This is a genomic window from Streptococcus mitis (assembly GCF_013305725.1).
GTDB lineage: Bacteria > Bacillota > Bacilli > Lactobacillales > Streptococcaceae > Streptococcus > Streptococcus mitis_BO.
Map to the genome: position 1 here is coordinate 196,440 of NZ_CP047883.1, position 26,971 is coordinate 223,410.

Consider the following 26,971-nt stretch of genomic DNA (forward strand, 5'->3'; position numbering starts at 1 on the left):
TTTTTGTTACAATGAATTTTACTTGATATACATCCAGAAGCAAACTAGGGAATAGAGAGAAAGATCTAAGTAGTAGACTTAAAGGGTAAATCAGCGCTGATGTAGCTTGAAGGATTTTCTATAAGTATGATGTATGACGATAACAGTTTTAAATAAGGGGGAAAGAATGTCCATTTTATCCATTAAAAATATTTCAAAGTTTTACACTTTGGACGGTAAACATCAAGAGCAGGCTTTAAGAAATATTAACCTGCAGATTGCAAAAGGTAAAATTACAGCGATTTACGGTCCGTCAGGCTGTGGCAAAACTAGCTTGCTAAACATTATCAGTGGTCTAGATAGACAATATGAAGGAGTTTTAGAATTTAAAGGGGAATCCCTCCGTGACTTATCAGAGATTGAACTAACTCAATTTCGTAAAGATAGGATTGGATTTGTGTTTCAAAATTTTAACCTCATTCCTTATCAATCTGTCTTGGACAATGTCAAGCTGCCTCTCTATGTCAAAGATTTATCTGACAGGGAGATGACAATGATTGCAAAGGAGCAATTAAGTAACTTGGGCATGGAACCTTTTGTAGCTAAAAATGTTAAACAACTTTCTGGTGGGCAAAAGCAACGTGTAGCAATCGCGCGTGCACTGGTAAATCAGCCAGATATGATTGTAGCAGACGAACCAACGGGTTCGCTGGATTCTCAATCCCAAGAAATGGTATTGGAAGTGTTTAAAAATTTAGCCCAAACAGGGAAAACAGTATTGATTGTAACCCATAATTCAGAGGTTGCTGAATATGCAGACGTGATTATCAAAATGAAGGATGGTGAAGTCGTTGAAGAAGTCAAAAAATAAAGGATTGTCATTAAAAAATAAATTCAAACTTTCTTTAAATAACTTTATGGAAAGAAAGTGGCGTAACTTATTGATTGCGCTAGCAACCTCAATCGGTTTTGTAGGAGTCTTAATTTCTTTCGGCTTGGGAAATGCTTTGATTTCGATGATTGATGAAAATACGAATGGAGGTCAAATCCCTTCTCAAGTTCAGATTGCTTTAAATACAGAAAATGCTGGACGAGGTTTTTTGAACCAAGATGATAAGAACTATATCACGGATACAGTTGGGAAAGAAGCTATTAAATATTTGGAGAGTCCTTTTGGGATGAACATGTCAAATATTACTATAGATGGGCAAGAAATGGATCTAAGTCAAACGATGCCTTCTTATGCTCAAGTAGTGAGTCTCTATGAGGATACAAGTATCTCTGTTAGTAGTAATGAGGCGGACAAAGTATTGGCTGGCTCCCTCTATACTGATGCAAATGAACAGGGCTTGACGATTCCAATCAGTTTACTAAAAAATTGGAATGAACAGACAGGAAAAAATCTGACAGCTAGTGATGTTATTGGCAAATCAGTCTCAGCAAGTATTGTAGAAAATGCTGCCGAATCTAGCAAGACTGCTCAATTTCAAACGAAGATTGTGCGTGTAATCAATGATGAAGATGATATGGAGGACAGCAACAGTTTCATGCCGTCTCATCAAATGGAAACGATTTTGAAAAAGGCTGGATTTACAAAAGCTGTATCTTATTTTATCTTGGAACTCAAAGATCCATCACAGACAAAAGCGGTAACAGAAGAATTACAGAAAAATAAGAAATATACGGTTCTTTCTCAACAGAAGGTTCTTGATATTGTGATTACTTTTATTCGTGTCATTCAGGGATTATTGATTGTACTTTCATCACAAGCTATTGTGGTAGCAGCGGTCATGATTGGTATCATTATTTACATCAATATCATGCAACGTTCTAAGGAAATAGGTGTCATGAAGGCGGTTGGTTATCAGAATCGTGATGTCAAAGGAATTTTTATTTACGAGGCTATCTGGATTGTAGGCATTGCCTTGCTGCTGGCATTTTTGGTTGCACAAGGGGTGGGAAGTTTGGCGAATGCGGTTGTAAATCACTTTTACCCATCCATCACTAAGGTTTTTGAATTAAATCTTCTATCTATTTTAGGAACTCTAGCTTTCGCTCTATTACTTGGTTATGTCTCAGCCTACTTCCCAGCACGTAAAATTAGTAAAATGGATCCTGTAGAATCGCTACGATATGAATAGTAAGGGAGTTCTTGATTTATAGCCTTAAAAAGAAACTGACATAGAAAAACAATGCCCGTACTTGCAATTCAACTCAAATAGTTATATAATAGGTTTGTTGAAAGGTGATTTGTAGTGATTCAAGTTACTCTTTTCACAATAAAAATTTCATGATTTTCATAAGGAGGAAATCACTAATGGTAGTTAAAGTTGGTATTAACGGTTTCGGACGTATCGGTCGTCTTGCTTTCCGTCGTATCCAAAACGTAGAAGGTGTTGAAGTTACACGCATCAACGACCTTACAGATCCAGTTATGCTTGCACACTTGTTGAAATACGACACAACTCAAGGTCGTTTCGACGGTACTGTTGAAGTTAAAGAAGGTGGATTCGAAGTTAACGGTAAATTCGTTAAAGTTTCTGCTGAACGTGATCCAGAACAAATCGACTGGGCTACTGACGGTGTAGAAATCGTTCTTGAAGCTACTGGTTTCTTTGCTAAGAAAGAAGCAGCTGAAAAACACCTTAAAGGTGGAGCTAAAAAAGTTGTTATCACTGCTCCTGGTGGAAACGACGTTAAAACAGTTGTATTCAACACTAACCACGACGTTCTTGACGGTACTGAAACAGTTATCTCAGGTGCTTCATGTACTACAAACTGCTTGGCTCCAATGGCTAAAGCTCTTCAAGACAACTTTGGTGTTGTTGAAGGATTGATGACTACTATTCACGCTTACACTGGTGACCAAATGATCCTTGACGGACCACACCGTGGTGGTGACCTTCGCCGTGCTCGCGCTGGTGCTGCAAACATCGTTCCTAACTCAACTGGTGCTGCAAAAGCTATCGGTCTTGTAATCCCAGAATTGAACGGTAAACTTGACGGATCTGCACAACGCGTTCCAACTCCAACTGGATCAGTTACTGAATTGGTAGCAGTTCTTGAAAAGAACGTTACTGTTGATGAAGTGAACGCAGCTATGAAAGCAGCTTCAAACGAATCATACGGTTACACAGAAGATCCAATCGTATCTTCAGATATCGTAGGTATGTCTTACGGTTCATTGTTTGACGCAACTCAAACTAAAGTTCTTGACGTTGACGGTAAACAATTGGTTAAAGTTGTATCATGGTACGACAACGAAATGTCATACACTGCACAACTTGTTCGTACTCTTGAATACTTCGCAAAAATCGCTAAATAATTCATGAGTCGATAAAAAGCAAGGCCTTTTGGTCTTGCTTTTTAAATATTTAAAAATGGATGACAGAATCATCCATTCTTTTTTAATTCTTTTTCAAAAGTATCTGAAAGGGCATTGAAGCTTAATTTCTCTAATGTAAGCGGATGGGTAAAGGACAGTCGAAAGGCATGAAGCATAAGCCGACTTGATTTTGATTTACTATTATAGAGAGGGTCACCTAGGATCGGGAAGTTATGATGCGAAAGGTGCACACGAATTTGATGTGTTCGACCTGTCTTTAGCTTGCAACGAACCAAGGAAGTTTTGTTTGGAAATTGCTTTAATCTGCTTACATGCGTTTCAGCATATTGTCCATTTTTTGTATCAACTATTCGCTTTCTGCGATCATGGCGATGACGTCCGATTTTGTCCCTGAAAACAAGCTCTTTGCTGCTGATATTTCCATCAACTAGTGCCCAGTATTCCCTAGAAATCTCTTTTTTCTCCAGTAAGCGATTGAGAATAGGCAGGATAAAAGGATTTTTGGCAAAGAGAACCAAACCACTGGTTTCCATATCTAGACGATGGACGACATAGCAGGTTTGGCCAACGTAGGCACTGACATGGTTAAGAAGGGCGATTTCGTTTGGCTGATTACCATGCGTTTTCATCCCCTCTGGTTTGTTAACAATAATCAAGTGTTGATCTTGATAAACTTCCTGAACGAGGTTTGGGTTGCCCCAAGGGATTTCTTTTTCGGGATAATCTTCCTCGTCAAAAGTTAACTGGCAAATATCTCCAGGATTTACCATCTCGTTCCAGTGAACTTCTTCTTGATTTATCAAAATATGTTTCTTGATTCTCAAAAAATGACGGATTTTTCTAGGGATGAGGAGTTGTTCCTCAAGTAATTGCTTTACCGTCATTTGAGGTAGAGAGTCTGGTAATGTAAATGTGAATTTCATACAGATATTGTAACAAAAAAAGACCTATTTTGATAGGAAATAGCTAAATTCTTGTCTTCCTATGACGAAGATGATAAAATAAACGCATGAAATTAGATAAATTATTCGAGAAATTTCTTTCTCTTTTTAAAAAAGAAACAAGTGAACTAGAGGACTCTGATTCTACTAGCTTACGTCGCTCTCGTAGTGATCGAAAAAAATTAGCCCAAGTAGGTCCAATTCGAAAATTCTGGCGTCGCTATCATCTAACAAAGATTGTCCTTATACTAGGTTTGAGTGCAGGCTTGCTAGTTGGAACCTATTTGTTTGCTGTAGCCAAGTCAACCAATGTTAACGATTTGCAAAATGCCTTGAAAACTCGGACTATCATTTTTGACCGTGAAGAAAAAGAGGCTGGTGCCTTGTCTGGTCAAAAGGGAACCTACGTTGAACTGACTGACATCAGTAAAAACTTGCAGAATGCCGTTATTGCGACAGAAGACCGCTCTTTCTATAAAAATGACGGGATTAACTATGGTCGTTTCTTCTTGGCTATTGTAACTGCTGGTCGTTCAGGTGGTGGTTCTACTATTACCCAACAGCTGGCTAAAAATGCCTATCTATCACAGGATCAAACTGTCGAGAGAAAAGCAAAAGAATTTTTCCTTGCCTTAGAATTAACAAAAAAATATAGTAAGGATCAAATTCTAACCATGTACCTTAATAACGCATATTTTGGAAATGGTGTGTGGGGTGTAGAAGATGCGAGTAAGAAATACTTTGGAGTTTCTGCATCAGAAGTGAGTCTGGATCAAGCTGCGACTCTGGCAGGGATGCTAAAGGGTCCAGAGCTGTATAACCCCTTGAAATCTGTAGAAGATTCTACTAATCGTCGTGATACTGTCTTGCAAAATATGCTGGCAGCGGGTTATATTGATAAAAATCAAGAAACCGAAGCTGCAGAAGTTGATATGACTTCGCAATTGCACGATAAATATGAAGGAAAAATCTCAGATTACCGCTATCCTTCTTACTTTGATGCGGTGGTTAACGAAGCCGTTTCCAAGTATAATCTAACAGAGGAAGAAATTGTCAATAATGGCTACCGTATTTATACAGAGCTGGACCAAAACTATCAAGCAAATATGCAGGTTGTCTATGAAAATACATCGCTATTTCCGAGGGCAGAGGATGGAACATTTGCTCAATCAGGAAGTGTAGCTCTCGAACCGAAAACAGGTGGAGTTCGTGGAGTTGTCGGTCAAGTTGCTGACAATGATAAAACTGGATTCCGGAATTTCAACTATGCAACTCAATCAAAACGTAGTCCTGGTTCTACAATTAAGCCTTTAGTTGTTTATACGCCAGCAGTTGAAGCAGGTTGGGCTTTGAATAAGCAATTGGATAACCATACCATGCAGTACGACAGCTATAAGGTTGATAACTATGCAGGGATCAAAACGAGTCGAGAAGTTCCTATGTATCAAGCCTTGGCAGAGTCGCTTAATCTACCTGCTGTTGCCACTGTTAATGATTTGGGCGTCGACAAGGCTTTTGAGGCAGGCGAAAAATTCGGACTCAACATGGAAAAGGTCGACCGTGTTCTTGGTGTCGCCTTGGGAAGTGGTGTCGAAACCAATCCTCTGCAAATGGCTCAAGCATATGCTGTCTTTGCAAATGAAGGTTTAATGCCTGAAGCTCATTTTATTAGTAGAATTGAAAATGCTAGTGGACAAGTTATTGCAAGCCATAAAAATTCACAAAAACGGGTGATTGATAAGTCTGTAGCTGACAAGATGACTAGTATGATGTTAGGAACATTCACCAACGGAACGGGAATTAGTTCGTCGCCTGCAGACTATGTCATGGCAGGGAAAACTGGTACAACTGAAGCAGTTTTCAATCCTGAATATACAAGTGACCAGTGGGTAATTGGCTATACTCCGGATGTAGTGATTAGTCACTGGCTTGGTTTTCCGACCACTGATGAAAATCACTATCTAGCTGGCTCTACTTCAAACGGTGCAGCCCATGTCTTTAGAAACATTGCCAATACCATTTTACCTTATACTCCAGGAAGTACCTTTACGGTTGAAAATGCTTATAAGCAAAATGGAATTGCACCAGCCAATACAAGAAATCAAGTGCAGAGTAATGAAACGAATCAGATGGATGATACCCTTTCTGATATTAGAAGTCGTGCGCAAAATCTGGTAGATGAGGCCAGCCGTGCTATCTCGGATGCTAAAATTAAGGAAAAGGCTCAAACGATATGGGATTCGGTAGTCAATCTATTTCGTTAAGATGCTTGTCAAAGCCTAGCTTTCTTGTTATAATAGACAAGATGGAGGCGTTATGGCACTAAAAAAAGCAAGTCTAGCTTGTGCGGTTTGTGGTTCAAGAAACTATTCAATTAAGATCAGCGGAAACCCCAAGCCAACACGACTAGAAGTAAATAAATTTTGTAAACATTGTGGTAAGTACACTACACACAGAGAAACGAGATAGGAGAGAGCGATGCGTTTTATTGGAGATATTTTTAGACTTCTTAAAGACACAACATGGCCAACTCGCAAGGAAAGCTGGAGAGATTTTCGTTCTATCATGGAATACACAGCTTTCTTTGTAATAATTATTTACATTTTTGACCAGTTGATTGTTTCAGGTTTGATTCGATTTATTAACATTTTTTAGAAGGCTAGTGGAGTTATTTACACTAGAGATCTTCTATTATGAAAGGAAATATCATGGATAGTTTTGATAAAGGGTGGTTTGTTTTACAAACTTATTCTGGTTATGAAAATAAGGTAAAAGAAAATCTATTACAGCGTGCACAAACCTACAACATGTTGGATAATATTCTACGCGTTGAAATTCCAACACAAACAGTGCAAGTTGAAAAGAATGGAAAGAGAAAAGAAGTGGAAGAAAATCGCTTTCCAGGTTATGTTCTTGTAGAAATGGTCATGACAGATGAAGCTTGGTTTGTTGTTCGAAACACACCAAACGTTACAGGATTCGTTGGATCTCACGGGAATAGATCTAAACCAACTCCATTATTGGAACAAGAAATTCGTGATATCTTGATTTCTATGGGACAAACCGTACAGGAGTTTGATATCGATGTTGAAGTTGGTCAAACTGTACGTATTATTGATGGCGCTTTTGCAGACTATACTGGTAAGATTACAGAGATTGATAATAATAAAGTGAAGATGATTATCTCTATGTTTGGCAATGATACAGTTGCAGAAGTAAACTTAAATCAAATTGCAGAATTATAACCCCAAGAGAGGCCTGTCCTCTCTTTTTTGTGCAGTTTAGACGGTGTAGGGAACAGAATGGGGAAAATGGGACAAAAGTGTTTCTGAATCTGTTAAACTGTATCTAGAAAGGGGAACGTTATGTTTAAAGAATTGTATAAAGAAGTCCAGGGAATTGTATATAAAAGTAGAAATGAATATTACCTTCATTTATGGGAGCTATCGGATTGGGACCAAGAGGGAATGATTTGCTTACATGAATTGATCAGTAGAGAAGAAGAGCTAGTAGAAGATATTCCTCGTTTAAGGAAATATTTTAAGACTAAGTTCCGGAATCGAATTCTAGACTATATCCGTAAGCAAGAAAGTCAGAAGCGTAGATATGATAAAGAACCCTATGAAGAAGTAGGTGAGATTAGTCATCGTATAAGCGAGGGAGGTCTGTGGCTAGATGAGTATTATCTCTTTCATGAGACACTAAGAGATTATAGAAACAAACAAAGTAAAGACAAACAAGAAGAGTTAGAACGCGTCTTAAGAAATGAACGCTTCCGAGGGCGTCAAAGAGTATTAAGGGACTTACGTATTGTGTTTAAGGAATTTGATATCCGTACTCGGTAAGAAGCTATGCCAAAAAAAAGAAAAAAACAGAAAAAGTAGTTGACAAAGTTTGAAAAGCCTGTATAATAGTAAGAGTTGAAAACAGCTCAGGTCCGTTGGTCAAGGGGTTAAGACACCGCCTTTTCACGGCGGTAACACGGGTTCGAATCCCGTACGGACTATGGTATGTTGCGGTTGGAAACACTTGATGAAAAAAGATTAAAAAAGTTTCAAAAAAGTGTTGACAAGCGAAAGCGACTGTGGTATACTAATATAGTTGTCACTTGAGAGAAGCAAGTGACAAAGACCTTTGAAAACTGAACAAGACGAACCAATGTGCAGGGCACTACAACAATTGTTGTAGTACTGAACAATGAAAAAAACAATAAATCTGTCAGTGACAGAAATGAGTGAGAACTCAAACTTTTAATGAGAGTTTGATCCTGGCTCAGGACGAACGCTGGCGGCGTGCCTAATACATGCAAGTAGAACGCTGAAGGAGGAGCTTGCTCTTCTGGATGAGTTGCGAACGGGTGAGTAACGCGTAGGTAACCTGTCTGGTAGCGGGGGATAACTATTGGAAACGATAGCTAATACCGCATAAGAGTAGATGTTGCATGACATTTGCTTAAAAGGTGCAATTGCATCACTACCAGATGGACCTGCGTTGTATTAGCTAGTTGGTGGGGTAACGGCTCACCAAGGCGACGATACATAGCCGACCTGAGAGGGTGATCGGCCACACTGGGACTGAGACACGGCCCAGACTCCTACGGGAGGCAGCAGTAGGGAATCTTCGGCAATGGACGAAAGTCTGACCGAGCAACGCCGCGTGAGTGAAGAAGGTTTTCGGATCGTAAAGCTCTGTTGTAAGAGAAGAACGAGTGTGAGAGTGGAAAGTTCACACTGTGACGGTATCTTACCAGAAAGGGACGGCTAACTACGTGCCAGCAGCCGCGGTAATACGTAGGTCCCGAGCGTTGTCCGGATTTATTGGGCGTAAAGCGAGCGCAGGCGGTTAGATAAGTCTGAAGTTAAAGGCTGTGGCTTAACCATAGTACGCTTTGGAAACTGTTTAACTTGAGTGCAAGAGGGGAGAGTGGAATTCCATGTGTAGCGGTGAAATGCGTAGATATATGGAGGAACACCGGTGGCGAAAGCGGCTCTCTGGCTTGTAACTGACGCTGAGGCTCGAAAGCGTGGGGAGCAAACAGGATTAGATACCCTGGTAGTCCACGCCGTAAACGATGAGTGCTAGGTGTTAGACCCTTTCCGGGGTTTAGTGCCGTAGCTAACGCATTAAGCACTCCGCCTGGGGAGTACGACCGCAAGGTTGAAACTCAAAGGAATTGACGGGGGCCCGCACAAGCGGTGGAGCATGTGGTTTAATTCGAAGCAACGCGAAGAACCTTACCAGGTCTTGACATCCCTCTGACCGCTCTAGAGATAGAGTTTTCCTTCGGGACAGAGGTGACAGGTGGTGCATGGTTGTCGTCAGCTCGTGTCGTGAGATGTTGGGTTAAGTCCCGCAACGAGCGCAACCCCTATTGTTAGTTGCCATCATTCAGTTGGGCACTCTAGCGAGACTGCCGGTAATAAACCGGAGGAAGGTGGGGATGACGTCAAATCATCATGCCCCTTATGACCTGGGCTACACACGTGCTACAATGGCTGGTACAACGAGTCGCAAGCCGGTGACGGCAAGCTAATCTCTTAAAGCCAGTCTCAGTTCGGATTGTAGGCTGCAACTCGCCTACATGAAGTCGGAATCGCTAGTAATCGCGGATCAGCACGCCGCGGTGAATACGTTCCCGGGCCTTGTACACACCGCCCGTCACACCACGAGAGTTTGTAACACCCGAAGTCGGTGAGGTAACCGTAAGGAGCCAGCCGCCTAAGGTGGGATAGATGATTGGGGTGAAGTCGTAACAAGGTAGCCGTATCGGAAGGTGCGGCTGGATCACCTCCTTTCTAAGGATAAGGAACTGCGCATTGGTCTTGTTTAGTCTTGAGAGGTCTTGTGGGGCCTTAGCTCAGCTGGGAGAGCGCCTGCTTTGCACGCAGGAGGTCAGCGGTTCGATCCCGCTAGGCTCCATTGGTGAGAGATCACCAAGTAATGCACATTGAAAATTGAATATCTATATCAAATAGTAACAAGAAAATAAACCGAAAACGCTGTAGTATTAATAAGAGTTTATGACTGAAAGGTCAGAAAATAAGGTTAAGTTAATAAGGGCGCACGGTGGATGCCTTGGCACTAGGAGCCGAAGAAGGACGTGACAAACGACGATATGCCTTGGGTAGCTGTAAGTAAGCGATGATCCAGGGATTTCCGAATGGGGGAACCCAACAGGTACTACCTGTTACCCGCATCTGTTAAGGATGTGAGGAGGAAGACGCAGTGAACTGAAACATCTAAGTAGCTGCAGGAAGAGAAAGCAAAAGCGATTGCCTTAGTAGCGGCGAGCGAAATGGCAGAAGGGCAAACCGAAGAGTTTACTCTTCGGGGTTGTAGGACTGCAATGTGGACTCAAAGATTATAGAAGAATGATTTGGGAAGATCAGCCAAAGAGAGTAATAGCCTCGTATTTAAAATAGTCTTTGTACCTAGCAGTATCCTGAGTACGGCGGGACACGTGAAATCCCGTCGGAATCTGGGAGGACCATCTCCCAACCCTAAATACTCCCTAGTGACCGATAGTGAACCAGTACCGTGAGGGAAAGGTGAAAAGCACCCCGGGAGGGGAGTGAAATAGAACCTGAAACCGTGTGCCTACAACAAGTTCGAGCCCGTTAATGGGTGAGAGCGTGCCTTTTGTAGAATGAACCGGCGAGTTACGTTATGATGCGAGGTTAAGTTGAAGAGACGGAGCCGTAGGGAAACCGAGTCTGAATAGGGCGCCTTAGTATCATGACGTAGACCCGAAACCATGTGACCTACCCATGAGCAGGTTGAAGGTGCGGTAAGACGCACTGGAGGACCGAACCAGGGCACGTTGAAAAGTGCTTGGATGACTTGTGGGTAGCGGAGAAATTCCAAACGAACTTGGAGATAGCTGGTTCTCTCCGAAATAGCTTTAGGGCTAGCGTCGACATTAGAGATTCTTGGAGGTAGAGCACTGTTTGGGTGAGGGGTCCATCCCGGATTACCAATCTCAGATAAACTCCGAATGCCAATGAATTATGGTCGGCAGTCAGACTGCGAGTGCTAAGATCCGTAGTCGAAAGGGAAACAGCCCAGACCACCAGCTAAGGTCCCAAAATAATTGTTAAGTGGAAAAGGATGTGGGGTTGCACAGACAACTAGGATGTTAGCTTAGAAGCAGCTATTCATTCAAAGAGTGCGTAATAGCTCACTAGTCGAGTGACCCTGCGCCGAAAATGTACCGGGGCTAAAACAATTTACCGAAGCTGTGGATACCTTTATAGGTATGGTAGGAGAGCGTTCTATGTGTGATGAAGGTGTACCGTGAGGAGTGCTGGAACGCATAGAAGTGAGAATGCCGGTATGAGTAGCGAAAGACAGGTGAGAATCCTGTCCACCGTAAGACTAAGGTTTCCAGGGGAAGGCTCGTCCGCCCTGGGTTAGTCGGGACCTAAGGAGAGACCGAAAGGTGTATCCGATGGACAACAGGTTGATATTCCTGTACTAGAGTATGTAGTGATGGAGGGACGCAGTAGGCTAACTAAAGCAGACGATTGGAAGTGTCTGTCTAAGCAGTGAGGTGTGATATGAGTCAAATGCTTATATCTGTAACATTGAGCTGTGATGGGGAGCGAAGTTTAGTAGCGAAGTTAGTGACGTCACACTGCCAAGAAAAGCTTCTAGCATTTAAACATACTCTACCCGTACCGCAAACCGACACAGGTAGTCGAGGCGAGTAGCCTCAGGTGAGCGAGAGAACTCTCGTTAAGGAACTCGGCAAAATGACCCCGTAACTTCGGGAGAAGGGGTGCTGACTTTAAGTCAGCCGCAGTGAATAGGCCCAAGCAACTGTTTATCAAAAACACAGCTCTCTGCTAAATCGTAAGATGATGTATAGGGGGTGACGCCTGCCCGGTGCTGGAAGGTTAAGAGGAGTGCTTAGCGTAAGCAAAGGTATGAATTGAAGCCCCAGTAAACGGCGGCCGTAACTATAACGGTCCTAAGGTAGCGAAATTCCTTGTCGGGTAAGTTCCGACCCGCACGAAAGGCGTAATGATTTGGGCACTGTCTCAACGAGAGACTCGGTGAAATTTTAGTACCTGTGAAGATGCAGGTTACCCGCGACAGGACGGAAAGACCCCATGGAGCTTTACTGCAGTTTGATATTGAGTGTCTGTACCACATGTACAGGATAGGTAGGAGTCTATGAGATCGGGACGCCAGTTTCGAAGGAGACGTTGTTGGGATACTACCCTTGTGTTATGGCCACTCTAACCCGGATAGGTGATCCCTATCGGAGACAGTGTCTGACGGGCAGTTTGACTGGGGCGGTCGCCTCCTAAAAGGTAACGGAGGCGCCCAAAGGTTCCCTCAGAATGGTTGGAAATCATTCGCAGAGTGTAAAGGTATAAGGGAGCTTGACTGCGAGAGCTACAACTCGAGCAGGGACGAAAGTCGGGCTTAGTGATCCGGTGGTTCCGTATGGAAGGGCCATCGCTCAACGGATAAAAGCTACCCTGGGGATAACAGGCTTATCTCCCCCAAGAGTTCACATCGACGGGGAGGTTTGGCACCTCGATGTCGGCTCGTCGCATCCTGGGGCTGTAGTCGGTCCCAAGGGTTGGGCTGTTCGCCCATTAAAGCGGCACGCGAGCTGGGTTCAGAACGTCGTGAGACAGTTCGGTCCCTATCCGTCGCGGGCGTAGGAAATTTGAGAGGATCTGCTCCTAGTACGAGAGGACCAGAGTGGACTTACCGCTGGTGTACCAGTTGTCTTGCCAAAGGCATCGCTGGGTAGCTATGTAGGGAAGGGATAAACGCTGAAAGCATCTAAGTGTGAAACCCACCTCAAGATGAGATTTCCCATGATTTTATATCAGTAAGAGCCCTGAGAGATGATCAGGTAGATAGGTTAGAAGTGGAAGTGTGGCGACACATGTAGCGGACTAATACTAATAGCTCGAGGACTTATCCAAAGTAACTGAGAATATGAAAGCGAACGGTTTTCTTGATTTGAATAGATATTCAATTTTGAGTAGGTATTACTCAGAGTTAAGTGACGATAGCCTAGGAGATACACCTGTACCCATGCCGAACACAGAAGTTAAGCCCTAGAACGCCGGAAGTAGTTGGGGGTTGCCCCCTGTGAGATATGGAAGTCGCTTAGCTCTAGGGAGTTTAGCTCAGCTGGGAGAGCATCTGCCTTACAAGCAGAGGGTCAGCGGTTCGATCCCGTTAACTCCCATAGGTCCCGTAGTGTAGCGGTTATCACGTCGCCCTGTCACGGCGAAGATCGCGGGTTCGATTCCCGTCGGGACCGTTAGAATAATGTAAGTTATTTTAGACTCGTTAGCTCAGTTGGTAGAGCAATTGACTTTTAATCAATGGGTCACTGGTTCGAGCCCAGTACGGGTCATATATGCGGGTTTGGCGGAATTGGCAGACGCACCAGATTTAGGATCTGGCGCTTAACGGCGTGGGGGTTCAAGTCCCTTAACCCGCATTAAGATATAATAAATGAGCCGGCTTAGCTCAGTTGGTAGAGCATCTGATTTGTAATCAGAGGGTCGCGTGTTCAAGTCATGTAGCCGGCATTTTTAGATAGAAGAAAACAGTGCGAACGTAGTTCAGTGGTAGAACACCACCTTGCCAAGGTGGGGGTCGCGGGTTCGAATCCCGTCGTTCGCTTAGAGAGGCCGGGGTGGCGGAACTGGCAGACGCACAGGACTTAAAATCCTGCGATTGGTAACGATCGTACCGGTTCGATTCCGGTCCTCGGCATAATATAATGAGCACCCTTAGCTCAACTGGATAGAGTACCTGACTACGAATCAGGCGGTTAGAGGTTCGACTCCTCTAGGGTGCATTTTTCTTTTTAACTCGGGAAGTAGCTCAGCTTGGTAGAGTACTTGGTTTGGGACCAAGGTGTCGCAGGTTCGAATCCTGTCTTCCCGATTAATTGTAGCTTTTTATCAACTGTAGTGGGGTGAAGAAAAGCTAAGATCGAGAAAGGACGAATTTCGTCCTTTCTTTTTTGATGTTCAGAGCAATAAAAATCCGTTTTTTGAAGTTTTCAAAGTTTCGAAATCCAAAGGCATTGCGCTTGATGAGTTTGATGAGATTATTAGTGGCCTCCAATTTTGCGTTAGAATAGGGTAGTTGAAGGGCGTTGACAATTTTTTCTTTGTCCTTTAGAAATGTTTTAAAAACAGTATGAAAAAGAGGATGAACCGGCTTAAGATTGTCCTCAATGAGTCCGAAAAATTTATCTGGCTCCTTGTTCTGAAAGTGAAAGAGTAATAGCTGATAGACATTGTAGTGGTGTTTCAAGTCTTCTGAATAGCTCAAAAGCTTGTCTAAAATCTCTTTATTGGTCAAGTTCATACGAAAAGTAGGGCGATAAAAACGTTTATCGCTGAGTTTACGACTATCCTGTTGGATGGGTTTCCAGTATCGCTTGATAGCCTTGTATTCATGAGATTTTCGTTCAAACTGATTCATGAATTGGACACGCACACGACTCATAGCACGGCTTAAATGTTGTACAATATGGAAACGATCTAGAACGATTTTAGCACACGGAAAAATCTGTTTAGCCAAGTCATAGTAAGGGGTAAACATATCCATAGTAATGATTTTCACTCGACATCGAACTGCCCTATCATATTTAAGAAATTGATTTCGGATAATAGCTTGTGTTCTGCCCTCAAGAACAGTGATAATGTTGAGATTGTCAAAATCTTGAGCAATGAAACTCATCTTTCCCTTAGTGAAGGCAGACTCATCCCAGGACATAATCTCAGGAAGACAAGAAAAATCATGCTTAAAACGGAAGTCATTGAGTTGAGCTTGCGAATGACAGTTGAAGTTGAAATGGAAAGCTGATGAGCAATATCGGTCAAAGAAGTCTTTTCAATCAGCTTTTGCGCAATTTTTTGGTTGATGATACGATGGATTTGATGATTTTTCTTTACTATAGGAGTCTCAGCGATAGCCATTTTTGAGCACTGATAGCACTTAAAACGGCGTTTTTTAAGGAGAATTCTAGTAGGCATACCAGTTGTTTCAAGGTAAGGAATTTTAGAAGGTTTTTGAAAGTCGTATTTCTTCATTTGACTTCCACCACACTCAGGACAAGATGGGGCGTCATAGTCCAGTTTAGCTATGATTTCCTTGTGTGTATACATATTGATGATGTCTAGAAACTGGATATTGGGGTCTTTAATATCTAGTAGTTTTGTGGTAAAATGTAATTGTTCCATATGATTCTTTCTAATGAGTTGTTTAGTCGCTTTTCATTATAGATTTTATGGGACTTTTTTTCTACACAAAAATAGGCTCCATAATATCCATAGGGGATTTACCCACTACAAATATTATAGAACCATTATTGGTTGCTTCCAGTTTGGCGATGATTTCCTTGTGTGTAACCCTATTAATAACATTGATAATTTTGATATCAGTATCTTCAATGTCAAGCAGTTTCGTGATAAAATGTAATAGTTCCATATGAATCTTTCTAATGAGTTGTTTTGTCGCTTTTCATTATAGATTTTATGGGACTTTTTTCTACACCAAAATAAGCTCCATAATATCCATAGGGGATTTATCTACTACAAATATTATAGAGTCATTTGTTAAAAGTAGCAGTCTTTAAGGTAAGATACTAGCTATATATTTTTTCTAAATATGGTAAAATAGTAGAAGAATAATGTGAGGGAAATGAATGTCAAACAGTTTTGAAATTTTGATGAATCAACTGGGGATGCCTGCTGAAATGCGACAGGCTCCTGCTTTATCACAGGCTGATATTGAGCGAGTTGTAGTTCATAAAATTAGTAAGGTATGGGAGTTTCATTTCGTATTTTCTAATATTTTACCGATTGAAATCTTTTTAGAATTAAAGAAAGGTTTGAGCGAAGAATTTTCTAAGACAGGCAATAAAGCTGTTTTCGAAATCAAGGCTCGGTCTCAAGAATTTTCAAATCAGCTCTTGCAGTCCTACTATAGGGAGGCTTTCTCTGAAGGCCCATGTACTAGTCAAGGTTTTAAATCTCTTTATCAGAATTTGCAAGTTCGTGCTGATGGAAATCAACTCTTTATTGAGGGTTCCGAGGCGATTGATAAGGAACACTTTAAGAAAAATCACCTTCCTAATTTAGCTAAACAACTTGAAAAATTTGGCTTTCCAACTTTTAATTGTCAAGTCGAGAAGAATGATGTGCTGACCCAAGAGCAGGAAGAGGCCTTTCATGCTGAAAATGAGCAGATTGTTCAAGCGGCCAATGAGGAAGCGCTCCGTGCGATGGAACAACTGGAACAGCTGGCACCTCCTCCAGCGGAAGAGAAGCCAGCCTTTGATTTTCAAGCCAAAAAGGCTGCGGCTAAGCCAAAGCTAGATAAGGCGGAGATTACTCCTATGATCGAAGTGACGACGGAGGAAAATCGTCTGGTCTTTGAAGGGGTTGTTTTTGATGTGGAGCAAAAAGTGACCAGAACAGGGCGTGTTTTGATCAACTTTAAAATGACGGACTACACTTCAAGTTTTTCGATGCAAAAGTGGGTTAAGAATGAGGAAGAGGCTCAGAAATTTGACCTAATCAAGAAAAATTCTTGGCTCCGAGTTCGTGGGAATGTGGAGATGAATAACTTCACACGTGATTTGACTATGAACGTGCAAGACGTGCAGGAAGTTGTTCACTATGAGCGGAAGGATTTGATGCCAGAAGGTGAGCGCCGGGTTGAGTTTCATGCTCATACTAACATGTCGACCATGGATGCACTACCCGAGGTAGAAGAGATCGTTGCGACAGCTGCTAAGTGGGGACACAAGGCGGTTGCCATCACGGACCATGGAAATGTTCAGTCCTTCCCACACGGCTATAAGGCGGCTAAGAAAGCAGGAATCCAGCTGATCTATGGTATGGAAGCCAATATCGTGGAGGATCGTGTCCCTATCGTCTACAACGAAGTGGAGATGGACTTGTCGGAAGCGACCTACGTGGTTTTTGACGTGGAAACGACAGGTCTTTCAGCTATCTATAATGACTTGATTCAGGTTGCGGCCTCTAAGATGTACAAGGGGAATGTCATTGCTGAATTTGATGAATTTATCAATCCTGGACATCCTTTGTCAGCTTTTACTACTGAGTTGACTGGAATTACAGATGATCATGTCAAAAATGCCAAACCACTGGAACAAGTTCTGCAAGAATTTCAAGAGTTTTGCAAGGACACGGTCCTAGTTGCCCACAATGCCACCTTTGACGTTGGATTTATGAATGCCAACTATGAGCGTCATGGTCTGCCTAAGATTAGCCAGCCAGTGATTGATACGCTAGAGTTTGCTCGAAACCTCTATCCTGAGTATAAGCGTCATGGTTTGGGGCCTTTGACCAAGCGTTTTGGTGTGGCTTTAGAACATCACCACATGGCCAATTACGATGCGGAAGCTACAGGTCGCCTGCTTTTCATCTTTATCAAAGAGGTAGCAGAAAAACATGGTGTGACCGATTTAGCTAGACTCAACATTGATTTGATTAGCCCAGATTCTTATAAAAAAGCTCGGATTAAACATGCGACAATTTATGTCAAGAATCAAGTAGGGCTAAAAAATATCTTTAAACTGGTTTCTTTATCCAATACCAAGTACTTTGAAGGGGTGCCACGGATTCCAAGAACGGTTCTAGATGCCCATCGGGAGGGCTTGATTTTAGGTTCAGCTTGCTCTGAGGGTGAAGTTTTTGATGCAGTCGTTTCCCAAGGTGTGGATGCGGCGGTTGAGGTGGCCAAGTATTATGACTTTATCGAGGTTATGCCACCGGCTATTTATGCGCCATTAATTGCCAAGGAGCAGGTCAAGGATATGGAGGAGCTCCAGACCATTATCAAGAGTTTGATAGAGGTTGGGGACCGTCTTGGCAAACCTGTTCTGGCTACGGGAAATGTTCACTATATCGAACTGGAAGAAGAGATTTACCGTGAAATTATTGTCCGTAGTTTGGGCCAGGGGGCTATGATTAACCGAACCATCGGTCATGGGGAACATGCCCAACCAGCTCCTCTTCCCAAGGCTCATTTTCGAACAACCAATGAGATGTTGGATGAATTTGCCTTCTTGGGCGAGGATTTAGCACGCAAGTTGGTTATTGAAAACACCAATGCCTTGGCAGAAATCTTTGAACCCGTTGAGGTTGTAAAAGGTGATTTGTACACGCCTTTCATCGACAAGGCTGAAGAGACGGTTGCTGAGTTGACCTATAAGAAAGCTTTTGAGATTTATGGAAATCCGCTACCAGATATTGTCGATTTGCGGATTGAAAAAGAACTAACCTCTATTCTGGGGAATGGATTTGCTGTGATTTATCTGGCTTCCCAGATGCTAGTGCAACGTTCTAATGAACGGGGCTACTTGGTTGGTTCTCGTGGGTCTGTTGGGTCCAGTTTCGTTGCGACCATGATTGGGATTACAGAGGTTAATCCTCTCTCTCCACACTATGTCTGTGGTCAGTGTCAGTACAGTGAGTTTATCACTGATGGTTCTTACGGTTCAGGTTTTGATATGCCCAATAAGGACTGTCCTAAATGTGGCCACAAACTCAGCAAAAACGGACAAGATATTCCTTTTGAGACCTTCCTTGGTTTTGATGGAGACAAGGTTCCTGATATTGACTTGAACTTCTCGGGAGAAGATCAGCCTAGTGCTCACTTGGATGTGCGTGATATCTTTGGTGAGGAATATGCCTTCCGTGCAGGAACGGTTGGTACGGTGAAAGCTAAGATAGCCTATGGATTTGTCAAGGGTTACGAGCGAGATTATGGGAAAATTTATCGTGCTGCAGAGGTGGAACGTCTAGCCCAGGGAGCTGCGGGTGTCAAACGTACGACAGGTCAGCACCCAGGGGGAATCGTAGTTATTCCTAACTATATGGAGGTCTATGATTTTACGCCGATCCAATATCCAGCAGACGACGTAACGGCTGAATGGCAGACTACTCACTTTAACTTCCACGATATCGATGAGAACGTCCTCAAACTCGATATACTGGGACATGATGATCCGACTATGATTCGAAAACTCCAGGACTTGTCTGGGATTGACCCTAATGAAATCCCTATGGATGACGAAGGCGTGATGGCCCTTTTTTCTGGGACTGATGTGCTTGGGGTAACACCTGAACAAATTGGAACGCCTACAGGGATGTTGGGGATTCCAGAATTTGGAACCAACTTTGTACGTGGAATGGTAGACGAGACGCATCCGACGACTTTTGCAGAATTGCTTCAGTTGTCAGGGTTGTCCCACGGTACCGACGTTTGGCTGGGCAATGCCCAAGATTTGATTAAGCAAGGGATTGCTGACCTATCAACCGTTATCGGTTGTCGAGACGACATCATGGTTTACCTCATGCATGCTGGCCTCGAGCCTAAGATGGCCTTTACCATTATGGAACGGGTACGTAAGGGCTTGTGGCTCAAGATTTCAGAAGAGGAGAGAAATGGCTATATCGAAGCCATGAAGGCTAATAAGGTGCCAGAGTGGTATATCGAGTCCTGTGGGAAAATTAAGTACATGTTCCCGAAAGCCCATGCGGCAGCCTACGTTATGATGGCCTTGCGTGTAGCTTACTTCAAGGTTCACCACCCTATTTATTACTACTGTGCTTACTTCTCAATCCGTGCTAAGGCATTTGATATCAAGACCATGGGGGCGGGCTTGGATGCTATCAAGCGCAGAATGGAAGAAATCTCTGAAAAACGGAAGAACAATGAGGCTTCTAATGTGGAGATTGATCTTTATACAACTCTTGAGATTGTCAATGAAATGTGGGAACGTGGTTTCAAGTTTGGGAAGTTAGACCTCTACCGTAGTGATGCGACTGAATTCATCATTGACGGAGATACACTGATTCCACCATTTGTTGCTATGGATGGTCTGGGAGAGAACGTTGCCAAGCAGTTAGTTCGAGCGCGTGAAGAGGGAGAATTTCTTTCTAAAACAGAATTGCGTAAGCGTGGTGGACTCTCATCAACTTTGGTTGAAAAGATGGATGAAATGGGCATTCTCGGCAATATGCCAGAGGATAACCAGTTGAGTTTGTTTGATGAATTGTTTTAAAAAATTGCTTATTTTGATCAAGTGGACAAAATATGTCCACTTGATTTGTTATAATTCTCTTAAAAATAATAGAAAAGAGAGTATAATATGGTGGATCAAGAAATTTTAAATTCTAATGTGTCAATTGAAGAGGAGATTTATAATTTTGAAAAAGGCTTGAAAGATGATGGGAGTGATTGGACCGGATTCCCACAAATAGACTTAAAAGAAGATTCTCAATGTATTTACATTCGCGGTATTTCAGAGACTGACAGATGGCATTTGATTTATTATACGTTAACTAAAATAAAACCTGCTACTCCAATAGCATCACTTGTATATTATCGAGTGAGAGATAATTTGATTTTTTCTAAACATAGTCAATGGATAAAACTGCAAATGGGGTATACAGAGTATGACTTGATTTTTCTGGAGGGAGTTCAATTTTTGGGAGAAGCTGATCAAAGGGTACAGGAATACTGGATGCAGCAATTCAAAGAGAGTAAGAAAAGAAACAAACTCTTCATTGTATATTCAGACTGCTTACCCGAAGACTTAAAAAATATGCCTGAATCCGTAGTTGAGTTCTTCGAATCTGGCATAGTGGTACAGTTGAAATCATCTAAGGGCTAGTTTATTTTGCTTTAATCGTTTTGAATATAAAGTGCTAGTTAGACTATAGAAGTGATAATAATGTACTGGAAATAGTATTGTTTGAATAATATGTAGAAGGACTGCAAATGAATGATCAAGAGAGACTGCTAACGATTTTTTTACGTTTACAGTTTGGGACTCCGTTAGGAAAAAAGCAACTGGCTCAGGAATTTGAGGTTAGTGAAAAGACGATACAGAGAGATTTTTCGCTACTCCGTGATATTTTATATAGTCACACCAGTTATAGTGGAGATTTGCTTTATAACCGTAAAACGAATAAGTATTGTTTATCTAGTAAGTCAGTTTTTAATAAAAAGGATATTCTAGTTATTTCAAAGATTTTATTGGAAAATCGAGCACTGAACAGACCAGAAATTGCTAGCTTACTAAATAATTTACTGAACTTAGTTCCCCGTGATGATCGGAAAGAAATCGAGCAGATTATTGGAAGTGAAAAGCTTAACTATGCTCCCTTAACGGATCAACAAAATAGAATAGAGAAAATTTGGAATTTATCAGAAGCTATTTTACATGAACAGGTTCTAGACATTATCTATCAAAAACCTTATTCTGAGTCTTCTAAGAGGCAGACTGTTTTGCCAGTCTCTCTTTATTATGATAGTCATTATTTCTATCTAGTTGTCTACCAGCTGAAACATGCTACTTATATTACTTTAAGAGTAGACCGCATCCGGTCATGGTCTCTTAGTGATATAGAGAAACCCTCTATTTCTTATCGAAATAAATTTAGAGATGGTGACATTCGTAACGAGAGAGTAGATGCTTTTATCGGGAAGAAAATCAGTATTGAAATCGAGTATTTGTACGATCCGACGATTGTGATGGATCAATTTCCAAATGCAAAAATAGTTGGGAAAAATGGCAACTGGACTCATTTTCAGTTTGAAAGTCAGCATACACCGGGGCTTAAACGCTGGTTGCTGGGACAAGGGGAAGCAGTTACTGTTTTATATCCTCGGATTTTAGTAGAGGATATGAAGCAAACAGTTCAAGAGATGATAGATAAATATAGATGAGGATAAAATGACTATTCAATTTACTTCTAAAAAGGTTGGAGAACTATTGAAAGAAGAGGGTTTGCGGATTCCTTCTTATCAAAGACCATATAAATGGAACAGAAAACATATCCGTAATCTTTTTTATGATTTACGAGATGCTATGGGGAAAAAGGAATATCAGATTGGTTCCGTTATCTTGCATAAAAATGATAGATACTTAGATATTGTCGATGGACAGCAACGGCTAATTTCTATTTCATTGTTTCTTCATTTATTAGATAGATTAGAGAATTATAAGGGTGCTAAGCAACTGCTGAGTGCTGCTGTATTTGGAGAGCTATCTTGCTATCATGCGAGTGAAAATTATAATGAGTGGGAAAATTTGACTCAATTGGTTGGCGAAAATCAGGCAAAAGATATTTGCAATTTTTTATTGGAAAATTGTTCTGTCTCCGTGATTACTATGCCACAGAAACGATTATCTGAAGCCTTTCAGTTATTTGATTCTCAGAATAATCGTGGAAAATCTTTAGAACCTCATGATTTGCTCAAAGCCTATCATCTTCGCAAGGAAGATTCAGAAGATGAAAAGATTGTTGAAAAGTGGGAGCAATTTGTAGAAGATAAAGATTTAAGTCTCAAAGAGTTGTTTGATAAACATCTTTTCCGTATGAGACGTTGGTCTCGAGGAGAGACAGGATTGACAAACAAGCGTTATGGATCTTATCTGCGTTTTACAGAGGATTTTATTGACGATTTTAAAGGCGTTGATTTGAATCAGAACTTTCCATATCTAGAATTGTATCGTCATATTGAAAATCTCCCCATGTCCATTACTATGCCAATCATTGATGGAAGTAAATTTTTTGAGTATATTGAATCTGCTCATGTAACTATTAAAGAGCATAAAGATTTTTTAAATGAAGAGTTAGGATTTTCTGATGAACCTGAAGGGGAAGGAAAAAATCTAGTTTACCCAAAAGGTATGTTGAACATTTACAATAGCTCAAAGGGGCGCTACCTCAAGTGTTACAATATATTCCTAAATATTTGCTCACTTTTTGCAGAGAGATTTGGAAAAGATGAGCTATCAACGGAGATAGTAGAAACCTTGTTTATTTGGTCTTATTACCCTCGAGTTAAGTCTAAAGCAATATATGATGCGACGGTAGGAAACTATGTTGCTGGTGGAAGGTTTAGACAAAAAGAGGCTCAAAAGCTATTTCAACTTTTATCTCATGCTGTCACTCCGAATGATTTCATGATTAAGATAGATAGAGAATTATTTGAAAATTATACTGTGGACAAGATTATAGAAGAGGAAAAAGGTAAATGGTAGAAACACATATAAGCTTATCAGTTAATCGTTTATTAAATGAAGATACCTATGCTATTCCTCTATATCAGAGAAATTTTGCTTGGACTTATGATGAAATTGAACAATTGTTGAACGATGTGGCGGATGCTTTTCAAGAAAATAGAGACAATTACTATAAAAATAGAGACAATTACTATATTGGAACATTAGTCGTTAATAAAGAGAATGGCATTTTCAAAATCATAGATGGGCAACAACGGACAACAGCCCTTAATTTGATTGCCTTAGCTTTGAAGCATGAGTTTGGTTTTGATAGATTGAAAGCTGTCAATCTTACCTTCCCAGCTAGGCAGAAATCAAATAAAAATATTAAAGATTTATTTGCCAAGCAAGAAATTTCAGAGGACGATGAAAATGAGCTGACTAGAGGTTACAGATATGCTAAAGACGCATTGAAAAAAGTGCTAGAGGAGCGCCGTCTTGATCCTCAGTCTTTCGTTGATTATCTTTTTGAGAATGTCATCATTTTTCGGAGTATACTTCCTGAGGATTTAGATTTGAATCTTTATTTCGAACGTTTCAACTCTCGAGGAGAACAACTAGAGGCTCATGAGATTCTTAAGGCGCAAATGATGGCTAAGTTCGGTACAGATCAAGAAATGGCGCAAAAGTTTGCAAGAATTTGGGACGCCTGTGCAGAATTTAATAAGCCGGTAATAAAAACTTTTCAAATCCGAAGTAGACCAAACAATACTGATGAAGAGGGGGAGAAAATTTTTGGTAAAGAATTTACTAACTTCAAATTGGAAAGTGTATTTGAGAAAATAAGAGTAAAAAAAATTGAGCAACGAAGTTTACTAGATGCAATTACTCAGACAAAATATGAAAGTAGTAGCTTAGTAAATAATGGAGCAGATATTTCAAATTATACGACTGTAATTGATTTTCCAACATTTTTGCTTCAAGTTTTTTTCATAATGGAAGGAAATGATGAAACTACATTTGATGATAAAAAATTATTGAAAATTTTTGAAATTGAACGACGAGATAGAGAATGGGTCCAACAATTTGGGCAACTACTTCTGACTATGAAGCATATATTTGATACGCTTATCGTAAAAAATGTCCAATTAGAAAATGAAACCGAATGGCAAATCAAACGAGGTAAGTATGAGACATATCAACGAAATGAAAATGGAGGATGGAAATATGTTCGAATTAATTATCAAAACAATACTTTTGACAATTTAAACAAAAATATTATCCTCCTTCAATCCATGTTTGCTGTGACCTTTACTGCTAATCGTGATAGTCGTTGGTTATTCGAGATCTTACAATTTCTATTCAGACATATTGAAGAACTAAATAATCAAGAATTTGGTGATTATTTTAAGGAATTTCTTGAAAAAATGGCAGTGAGATATGCTGAGGAAAGATTGTTTACCGAAGATAAAAGTATCAAAAAATATGGGGCAATTCCTGTTTACGCTTTTAACTTTGTAGATTATGTTTTATGGAAAAATCGTGAAGAATTGAAGAAAGATTACGATATTGAGTTTGGAGATTTCAAATTTGCATATCGTCGCTCCATAGAGCATTGGTATCCTCAGAATCCAAATGGACATGATGGAGAGAGCCAATTATCTTCTGAGTTTTTACATTCCTTTGGTAATCTTTGTATCATTACCGATAGTCAGAACTCCAGGTTTGGCAACTCCTATCCAGAGGCTAAATTAGAACAATGGGAAAGAGAAGGGATATTCCATCGTCAGAGTTTAAAATTACAGATGATGGCAAAGGTAACTTCTAAAAAAAATAGATGGGATATTGGTGAGATTCAATCTATGGAAAAAGAAGTGGAAAGATATGTACAAAATTTTTGTAATAGCTAATTAAAACAAGCTTCAGTAAGCTTGTTTTTTAAAATACCAATATATGTGATATACTAGTAAGGGAAGGATTTTGTAAAAGACAAACCAGCTCAAAAAGTTTTTGACTATCAGCTAGAACTTGCTGACCAGACAATACTTCTATCGACAGCACTCTTGTCAGGTGCTATTGCTTTAGCAGGATTATTCTCTGCTTTGAAAGAAAAATAAAATAGAAAAGAGAAAACAACATGGTTTTACCAAATTTTAAAGAAAATCTAGAAAAATATGCGAAATTACTGGTTGCGAACGGAATCAACGTGCAGGCTGGTCACACTTTGGCTCTTTCTATTGATGTGGAGCAACGCGAGTTGGCGCATTTGATTGTGAAAGAAGCTTATGCTTTGGGTGCACATGAGGTGATCGTTCAGTGGACAGATGATGTCATTAACCGTGAGAAATTCCTCCACGCACCGATGGAGCGTCTGGACAATGTGCCAGAATACAAGATTGCTGAGATGAACTATCTCTTGGAGAACAAGGCTAGCCGTCTCGGAGTTCGTTCATCTGATCCAGGTGCCTTGAACGGAGTGGATGCTGACAAGCTATCAGCTTCTGCTAAAGCTATGGGACTTGCTATGAAGCCAATGCGCATCGCAACGCAATCCAACAAGGTTAGCTGGACTGTGGCAGCCGCTGCTGGACTTGAGTGGGCTAAGAAAGTCTTTCCAAATGCTGCGAGCGACGAAGAAGCAGTCGATCTCCTTTGGGACCAAATCTTCAAAACTTGCCGTGTCTACGAAGAAAATCCTGTTAAGGCTTGGGAAGAGCATGCAGCTATCCTTAAGAGTAAAGCTGATATGCTCAATAAAGAACAATTTTCAGCCCTTCACTACACAGCGCCAGGGACAGATTTGACACTTGGTTTACCAAAGAACCACGTTTGGGAATCAGCTGGTGCTATCAATGCACAGGGCGAAGGATTCTTGCCAAATATGCCGACAGAAGAAGTCTTCACAGCGCCTGACTTCCGTCGTGCAGATGGTTATGTCACTTCTACAAAACCGCTTAGCTATAATGGAAATATCATCGAGGGAATTAAAGTAACCTTCAAGGATGGACAAATTGTGGATATCACTGCAGAAAAAGGCGATCAAGTCATGAAAGACCTTGTCTTTGAAAATGCGGGTGCGCGTGCCTTGGGTGAATGTGCCTTGGTACCAGATCCAAGCCCAATTTCTCAGTCAGGCATTACCTTCTTTAATACCCTTTTCGATGAGAATGCGTCAAATCACTTGGCTATCGGTGCAGCCTATGCGACTAGCGTAGTTGGTGGAGCGGAGATGAGCGAAGAGGAGCTTGAAGCTGCGGGGCTTAACCGTTCAGATGTTCACGTGGACTTTATGATTGGTTCTAACCAAATGGATATCGATGGTATCCGTGAGGATGGGACACGTGTACCACTCTTCCGTAACGGAGATTGGGCAAATTAAGGAGATAATATGTTAGGAAGTATGTTCGTTGGTCTCCTAGTGGGATTTTTAGCAGGTACTCTGACCAATCGTGGAGAGCGAATGGGGTGTTTTGGAAAAATGTTTCTCGGATGGATTGGTGCCTTTATAGGCCATTTGCTTTTTGGGACTTGGGGACCGATAATAGCAGGAACTGCCATTATTCCGGCAGTACTAGGTTCCATGATTGTCTTAGCGATTTTCTGGAGACGAGGGAGTTAATTTCTTAAATCTGATACTCAATGAAAATCAAAGAGCAAACTAGGAAA

Annotated in this window: 17 protein-coding genes, 11 tRNA genes, 3 rRNA genes and 1 pseudogene; 29 read left to right on the forward strand and 3 right to left on the reverse strand. The window is 41.2% G+C overall.

Features of this window, described 5'->3' with window-relative positions:
* Window positions 1-166: 166 nt before the first annotated feature.
* The 3 genes from M594_RS00990 (at window position 167) to gap (ending at window position 3,304) form a co-directional block, all read left to right on the forward strand.
* Complete coding sequence (locus M594_RS00990) at window positions 167-850, forward strand: ABC transporter ATP-binding protein (protein WP_173875739.1); 684 nt, start codon at window positions 167-169, stop codon at window positions 848-850.
* Window positions 819-2,120 (forward strand): ABC transporter permease, encoded by a 1,302-nt coding sequence (locus M594_RS00995; protein ID WP_173875740.1) that lies wholly within the window; start codon window positions 819-821, stop codon window positions 2,118-2,120. The genes M594_RS00990 and M594_RS00995 overlap by 32 nt, the downstream gene beginning before the upstream one ends.
* Before the next feature lie 176 nt (window positions 2,121-2,296).
* Window positions 2,297-3,304: a type I glyceraldehyde-3-phosphate dehydrogenase gene (gene gap, locus M594_RS01000; protein WP_000260685.1), complete on the forward strand. Its 1,008-nt coding sequence runs from the start codon at window positions 2,297-2,299 to the stop codon at window positions 3,302-3,304.
* A 68-nt stretch (window positions 3,305-3,372) separates the two neighbouring features.
* Here gap and M594_RS01005 read toward each other — a convergent pair whose 3' ends face one another.
* A complete protein-coding gene (locus M594_RS01005; protein ID WP_302478532.1) occupies window positions 3,373-4,248 on the reverse strand; it encodes an RluA family pseudouridine synthase in 876 nt (291 codons plus the stop codon).
* Window positions 4,249-4,334: 86 nt separating this feature from the next.
* Between M594_RS01005 and pbp2a the strand changes: the two genes are divergently transcribed.
* The 19 genes from pbp2a to M594_RS01100 all read left to right on the forward strand — a co-directional run bounded on the left by pbp2a (window position 4,335) and on the right by M594_RS01100 (window position 14,190).
* Window positions 4,335-6,530: a penicillin-binding protein PBP2A gene (gene pbp2a, locus M594_RS01010; RefSeq protein WP_173875741.1), complete on the forward strand. Its 2,196-nt coding sequence runs from the start codon at window positions 4,335-4,337 to the stop codon at window positions 6,528-6,530.
* 52 nt (window positions 6,531-6,582) lie between these two features.
* Window positions 6,583-6,735 (forward strand): 50S ribosomal protein L33, encoded by a 153-nt coding sequence (gene rpmG, locus M594_RS01015; protein ID WP_001809375.1) that lies wholly within the window; start codon window positions 6,583-6,585, stop codon window positions 6,733-6,735.
* A 9-nt stretch (window positions 6,736-6,744) separates the two neighbouring features.
* A complete protein-coding gene (gene secE / locus M594_RS01020; RefSeq protein WP_042900249.1) occupies window positions 6,745-6,921 on the forward strand; it encodes a preprotein translocase subunit SecE in 177 nt (58 codons plus the stop codon).
* Window positions 6,922-6,974: 53 nt separating this feature from the next.
* Entirely contained in the window at window positions 6,975-7,511 is a 537-nt protein-coding gene (nusG, locus tag M594_RS01025) for a transcription termination/antitermination protein NusG (RefSeq protein ID WP_049499248.1), read from the forward strand.
* A gap of 120 nt (window positions 7,512-7,631) precedes the next feature.
* Window positions 7,632-8,111 carry a sigma-70 family RNA polymerase sigma factor gene (locus M594_RS01030; RefSeq protein WP_173875742.1) on the forward strand — a complete coding sequence of 160 codons (480 nt, stop codon included), beginning with the start codon at window positions 7,632-7,634 and terminating at the stop codon, window positions 8,109-8,111.
* An 89-nt stretch (window positions 8,112-8,200) separates the two neighbouring features.
* Window positions 8,201-8,272 (forward strand) — tRNA-Glu (locus M594_RS01035).
* Between the two features lie 243 nt (window positions 8,273-8,515).
* A 16S ribosomal RNA gene (locus tag M594_RS01040) occupies window positions 8,516-10,061 on the forward strand.
* A 51-nt stretch (window positions 10,062-10,112) separates the two neighbouring features.
* Window positions 10,113-10,185: transfer RNA gene (locus M594_RS01045), tRNA-Ala, on the forward strand.
* 124 nt (window positions 10,186-10,309) lie between these two features.
* Window positions 10,310-13,211: ribosomal RNA gene (locus tag M594_RS01050) — 23S ribosomal RNA — on the forward strand.
* Between the two features lie 76 nt (window positions 13,212-13,287).
* A 5S ribosomal RNA gene (gene rrf, locus M594_RS01055) occupies window positions 13,288-13,403 on the forward strand.
* The 16S, 23S and 5S rRNA genes sit together here with 11 tRNA genes alongside, the layout of an rRNA operon.
* A gap of 4 nt (window positions 13,404-13,407) precedes the next feature.
* Window positions 13,408-13,480, forward strand: a tRNA-Val gene (locus M594_RS01060).
* Between the two features lie 2 nt (window positions 13,481-13,482).
* Window positions 13,483-13,555: transfer RNA gene (locus M594_RS01065), tRNA-Asp, on the forward strand.
* A 23-nt stretch (window positions 13,556-13,578) separates the two neighbouring features.
* Window positions 13,579-13,651: transfer RNA gene (locus M594_RS01070), tRNA-Lys, on the forward strand.
* A gap of 5 nt (window positions 13,652-13,656) precedes the next feature.
* Window positions 13,657-13,738: transfer RNA gene (locus M594_RS01075), tRNA-Leu, on the forward strand.
* Between the two features lie 18 nt (window positions 13,739-13,756).
* Window positions 13,757-13,829: transfer RNA gene (locus M594_RS01080), tRNA-Thr, on the forward strand.
* 22 nt (window positions 13,830-13,851) lie between these two features.
* A tRNA-Gly gene (locus M594_RS01085) sits at window positions 13,852-13,923 on the forward strand.
* A 7-nt stretch (window positions 13,924-13,930) separates the two neighbouring features.
* Window positions 13,931-14,016 (forward strand) — tRNA-Leu (locus M594_RS01090).
* An 11-nt stretch (window positions 14,017-14,027) separates the two neighbouring features.
* A tRNA-Arg gene (locus M594_RS01095) sits at window positions 14,028-14,101 on the forward strand.
* A gap of 15 nt (window positions 14,102-14,116) precedes the next feature.
* Window positions 14,117-14,190 (forward strand) — tRNA-Pro (locus M594_RS01100).
* Between the two features lie 42 nt (window positions 14,191-14,232).
* Here M594_RS01100 and M594_RS01105 read toward each other — a convergent pair.
* A pseudogene (locus M594_RS01105) lies at window positions 14,233-15,497 on the reverse strand (ISL3 family transposase).
* Window positions 15,498-15,558: 61 nt separating this feature from the next.
* Window positions 15,559-15,744, reverse strand: coding sequence for a hypothetical protein (locus M594_RS01110; protein WP_173875743.1), 186 nt, complete (start codon window positions 15,742-15,744; stop codon window positions 15,559-15,561).
* 217 nt (window positions 15,745-15,961) lie between these two features.
* On the opposite strand from M594_RS01110, the gene M594_RS01115 reads away from it, so the two are divergent.
* The 7 genes from M594_RS01115 (at window position 15,962) to M594_RS01145 (ending at window position 26,924) form a co-directional block, all read left to right on the forward strand.
* Window positions 15,962-20,353 carry a PolC-type DNA polymerase III gene (locus M594_RS01115; protein WP_173875744.1) on the forward strand — a complete coding sequence of 1,464 codons (4,392 nt, stop codon included), beginning with the start codon at window positions 15,962-15,964 and terminating at the stop codon, window positions 20,351-20,353.
* 87 nt (window positions 20,354-20,440) lie between these two features.
* Window positions 20,441-20,965, forward strand: a complete 525-nt coding sequence (locus M594_RS01120; RefSeq protein WP_020902437.1) for a DnaA ATPase domain-containing protein — start codon at window positions 20,441-20,443, stop codon at window positions 20,963-20,965.
* 107 nt (window positions 20,966-21,072) lie between these two features.
* A complete protein-coding gene (locus tag M594_RS01125; protein ID WP_173875745.1) occupies window positions 21,073-22,023 on the forward strand; it encodes a helix-turn-helix transcriptional regulator in 951 nt (316 codons plus the stop codon).
* Window positions 22,024-22,030: 7 nt separating this feature from the next.
* Window positions 22,031-23,344 carry a DUF262 domain-containing protein gene (locus M594_RS01130; RefSeq protein WP_173875746.1) on the forward strand — a complete coding sequence of 438 codons (1,314 nt, stop codon included), beginning with the start codon at window positions 22,031-22,033 and terminating at the stop codon, window positions 23,342-23,344.
* Window positions 23,338-25,215: a DUF262 domain-containing protein gene (locus M594_RS01135; protein ID WP_173875747.1), complete on the forward strand. Its 1,878-nt coding sequence runs from the start codon at window positions 23,338-23,340 to the stop codon at window positions 25,213-25,215. The genes M594_RS01130 and M594_RS01135 overlap by 7 nt, the downstream gene beginning before the upstream one ends.
* Before the next feature lie 227 nt (window positions 25,216-25,442).
* Window positions 25,443-26,684 (forward strand): aminopeptidase, encoded by a 1,242-nt coding sequence (locus tag M594_RS01140; protein WP_173875748.1) that lies wholly within the window; start codon window positions 25,443-25,445, stop codon window positions 26,682-26,684.
* A 9-nt stretch (window positions 26,685-26,693) separates the two neighbouring features.
* The gene (locus M594_RS01145) at window positions 26,694-26,924 is read left to right on the forward strand and encodes a GlsB/YeaQ/YmgE family stress response membrane protein (protein WP_000901572.1); all 231 of its coding nucleotides are present in this window, start codon (window positions 26,694-26,696) and stop codon (window positions 26,922-26,924) included.
* Window positions 26,925-26,971 lie beyond the last annotated feature (47 nt).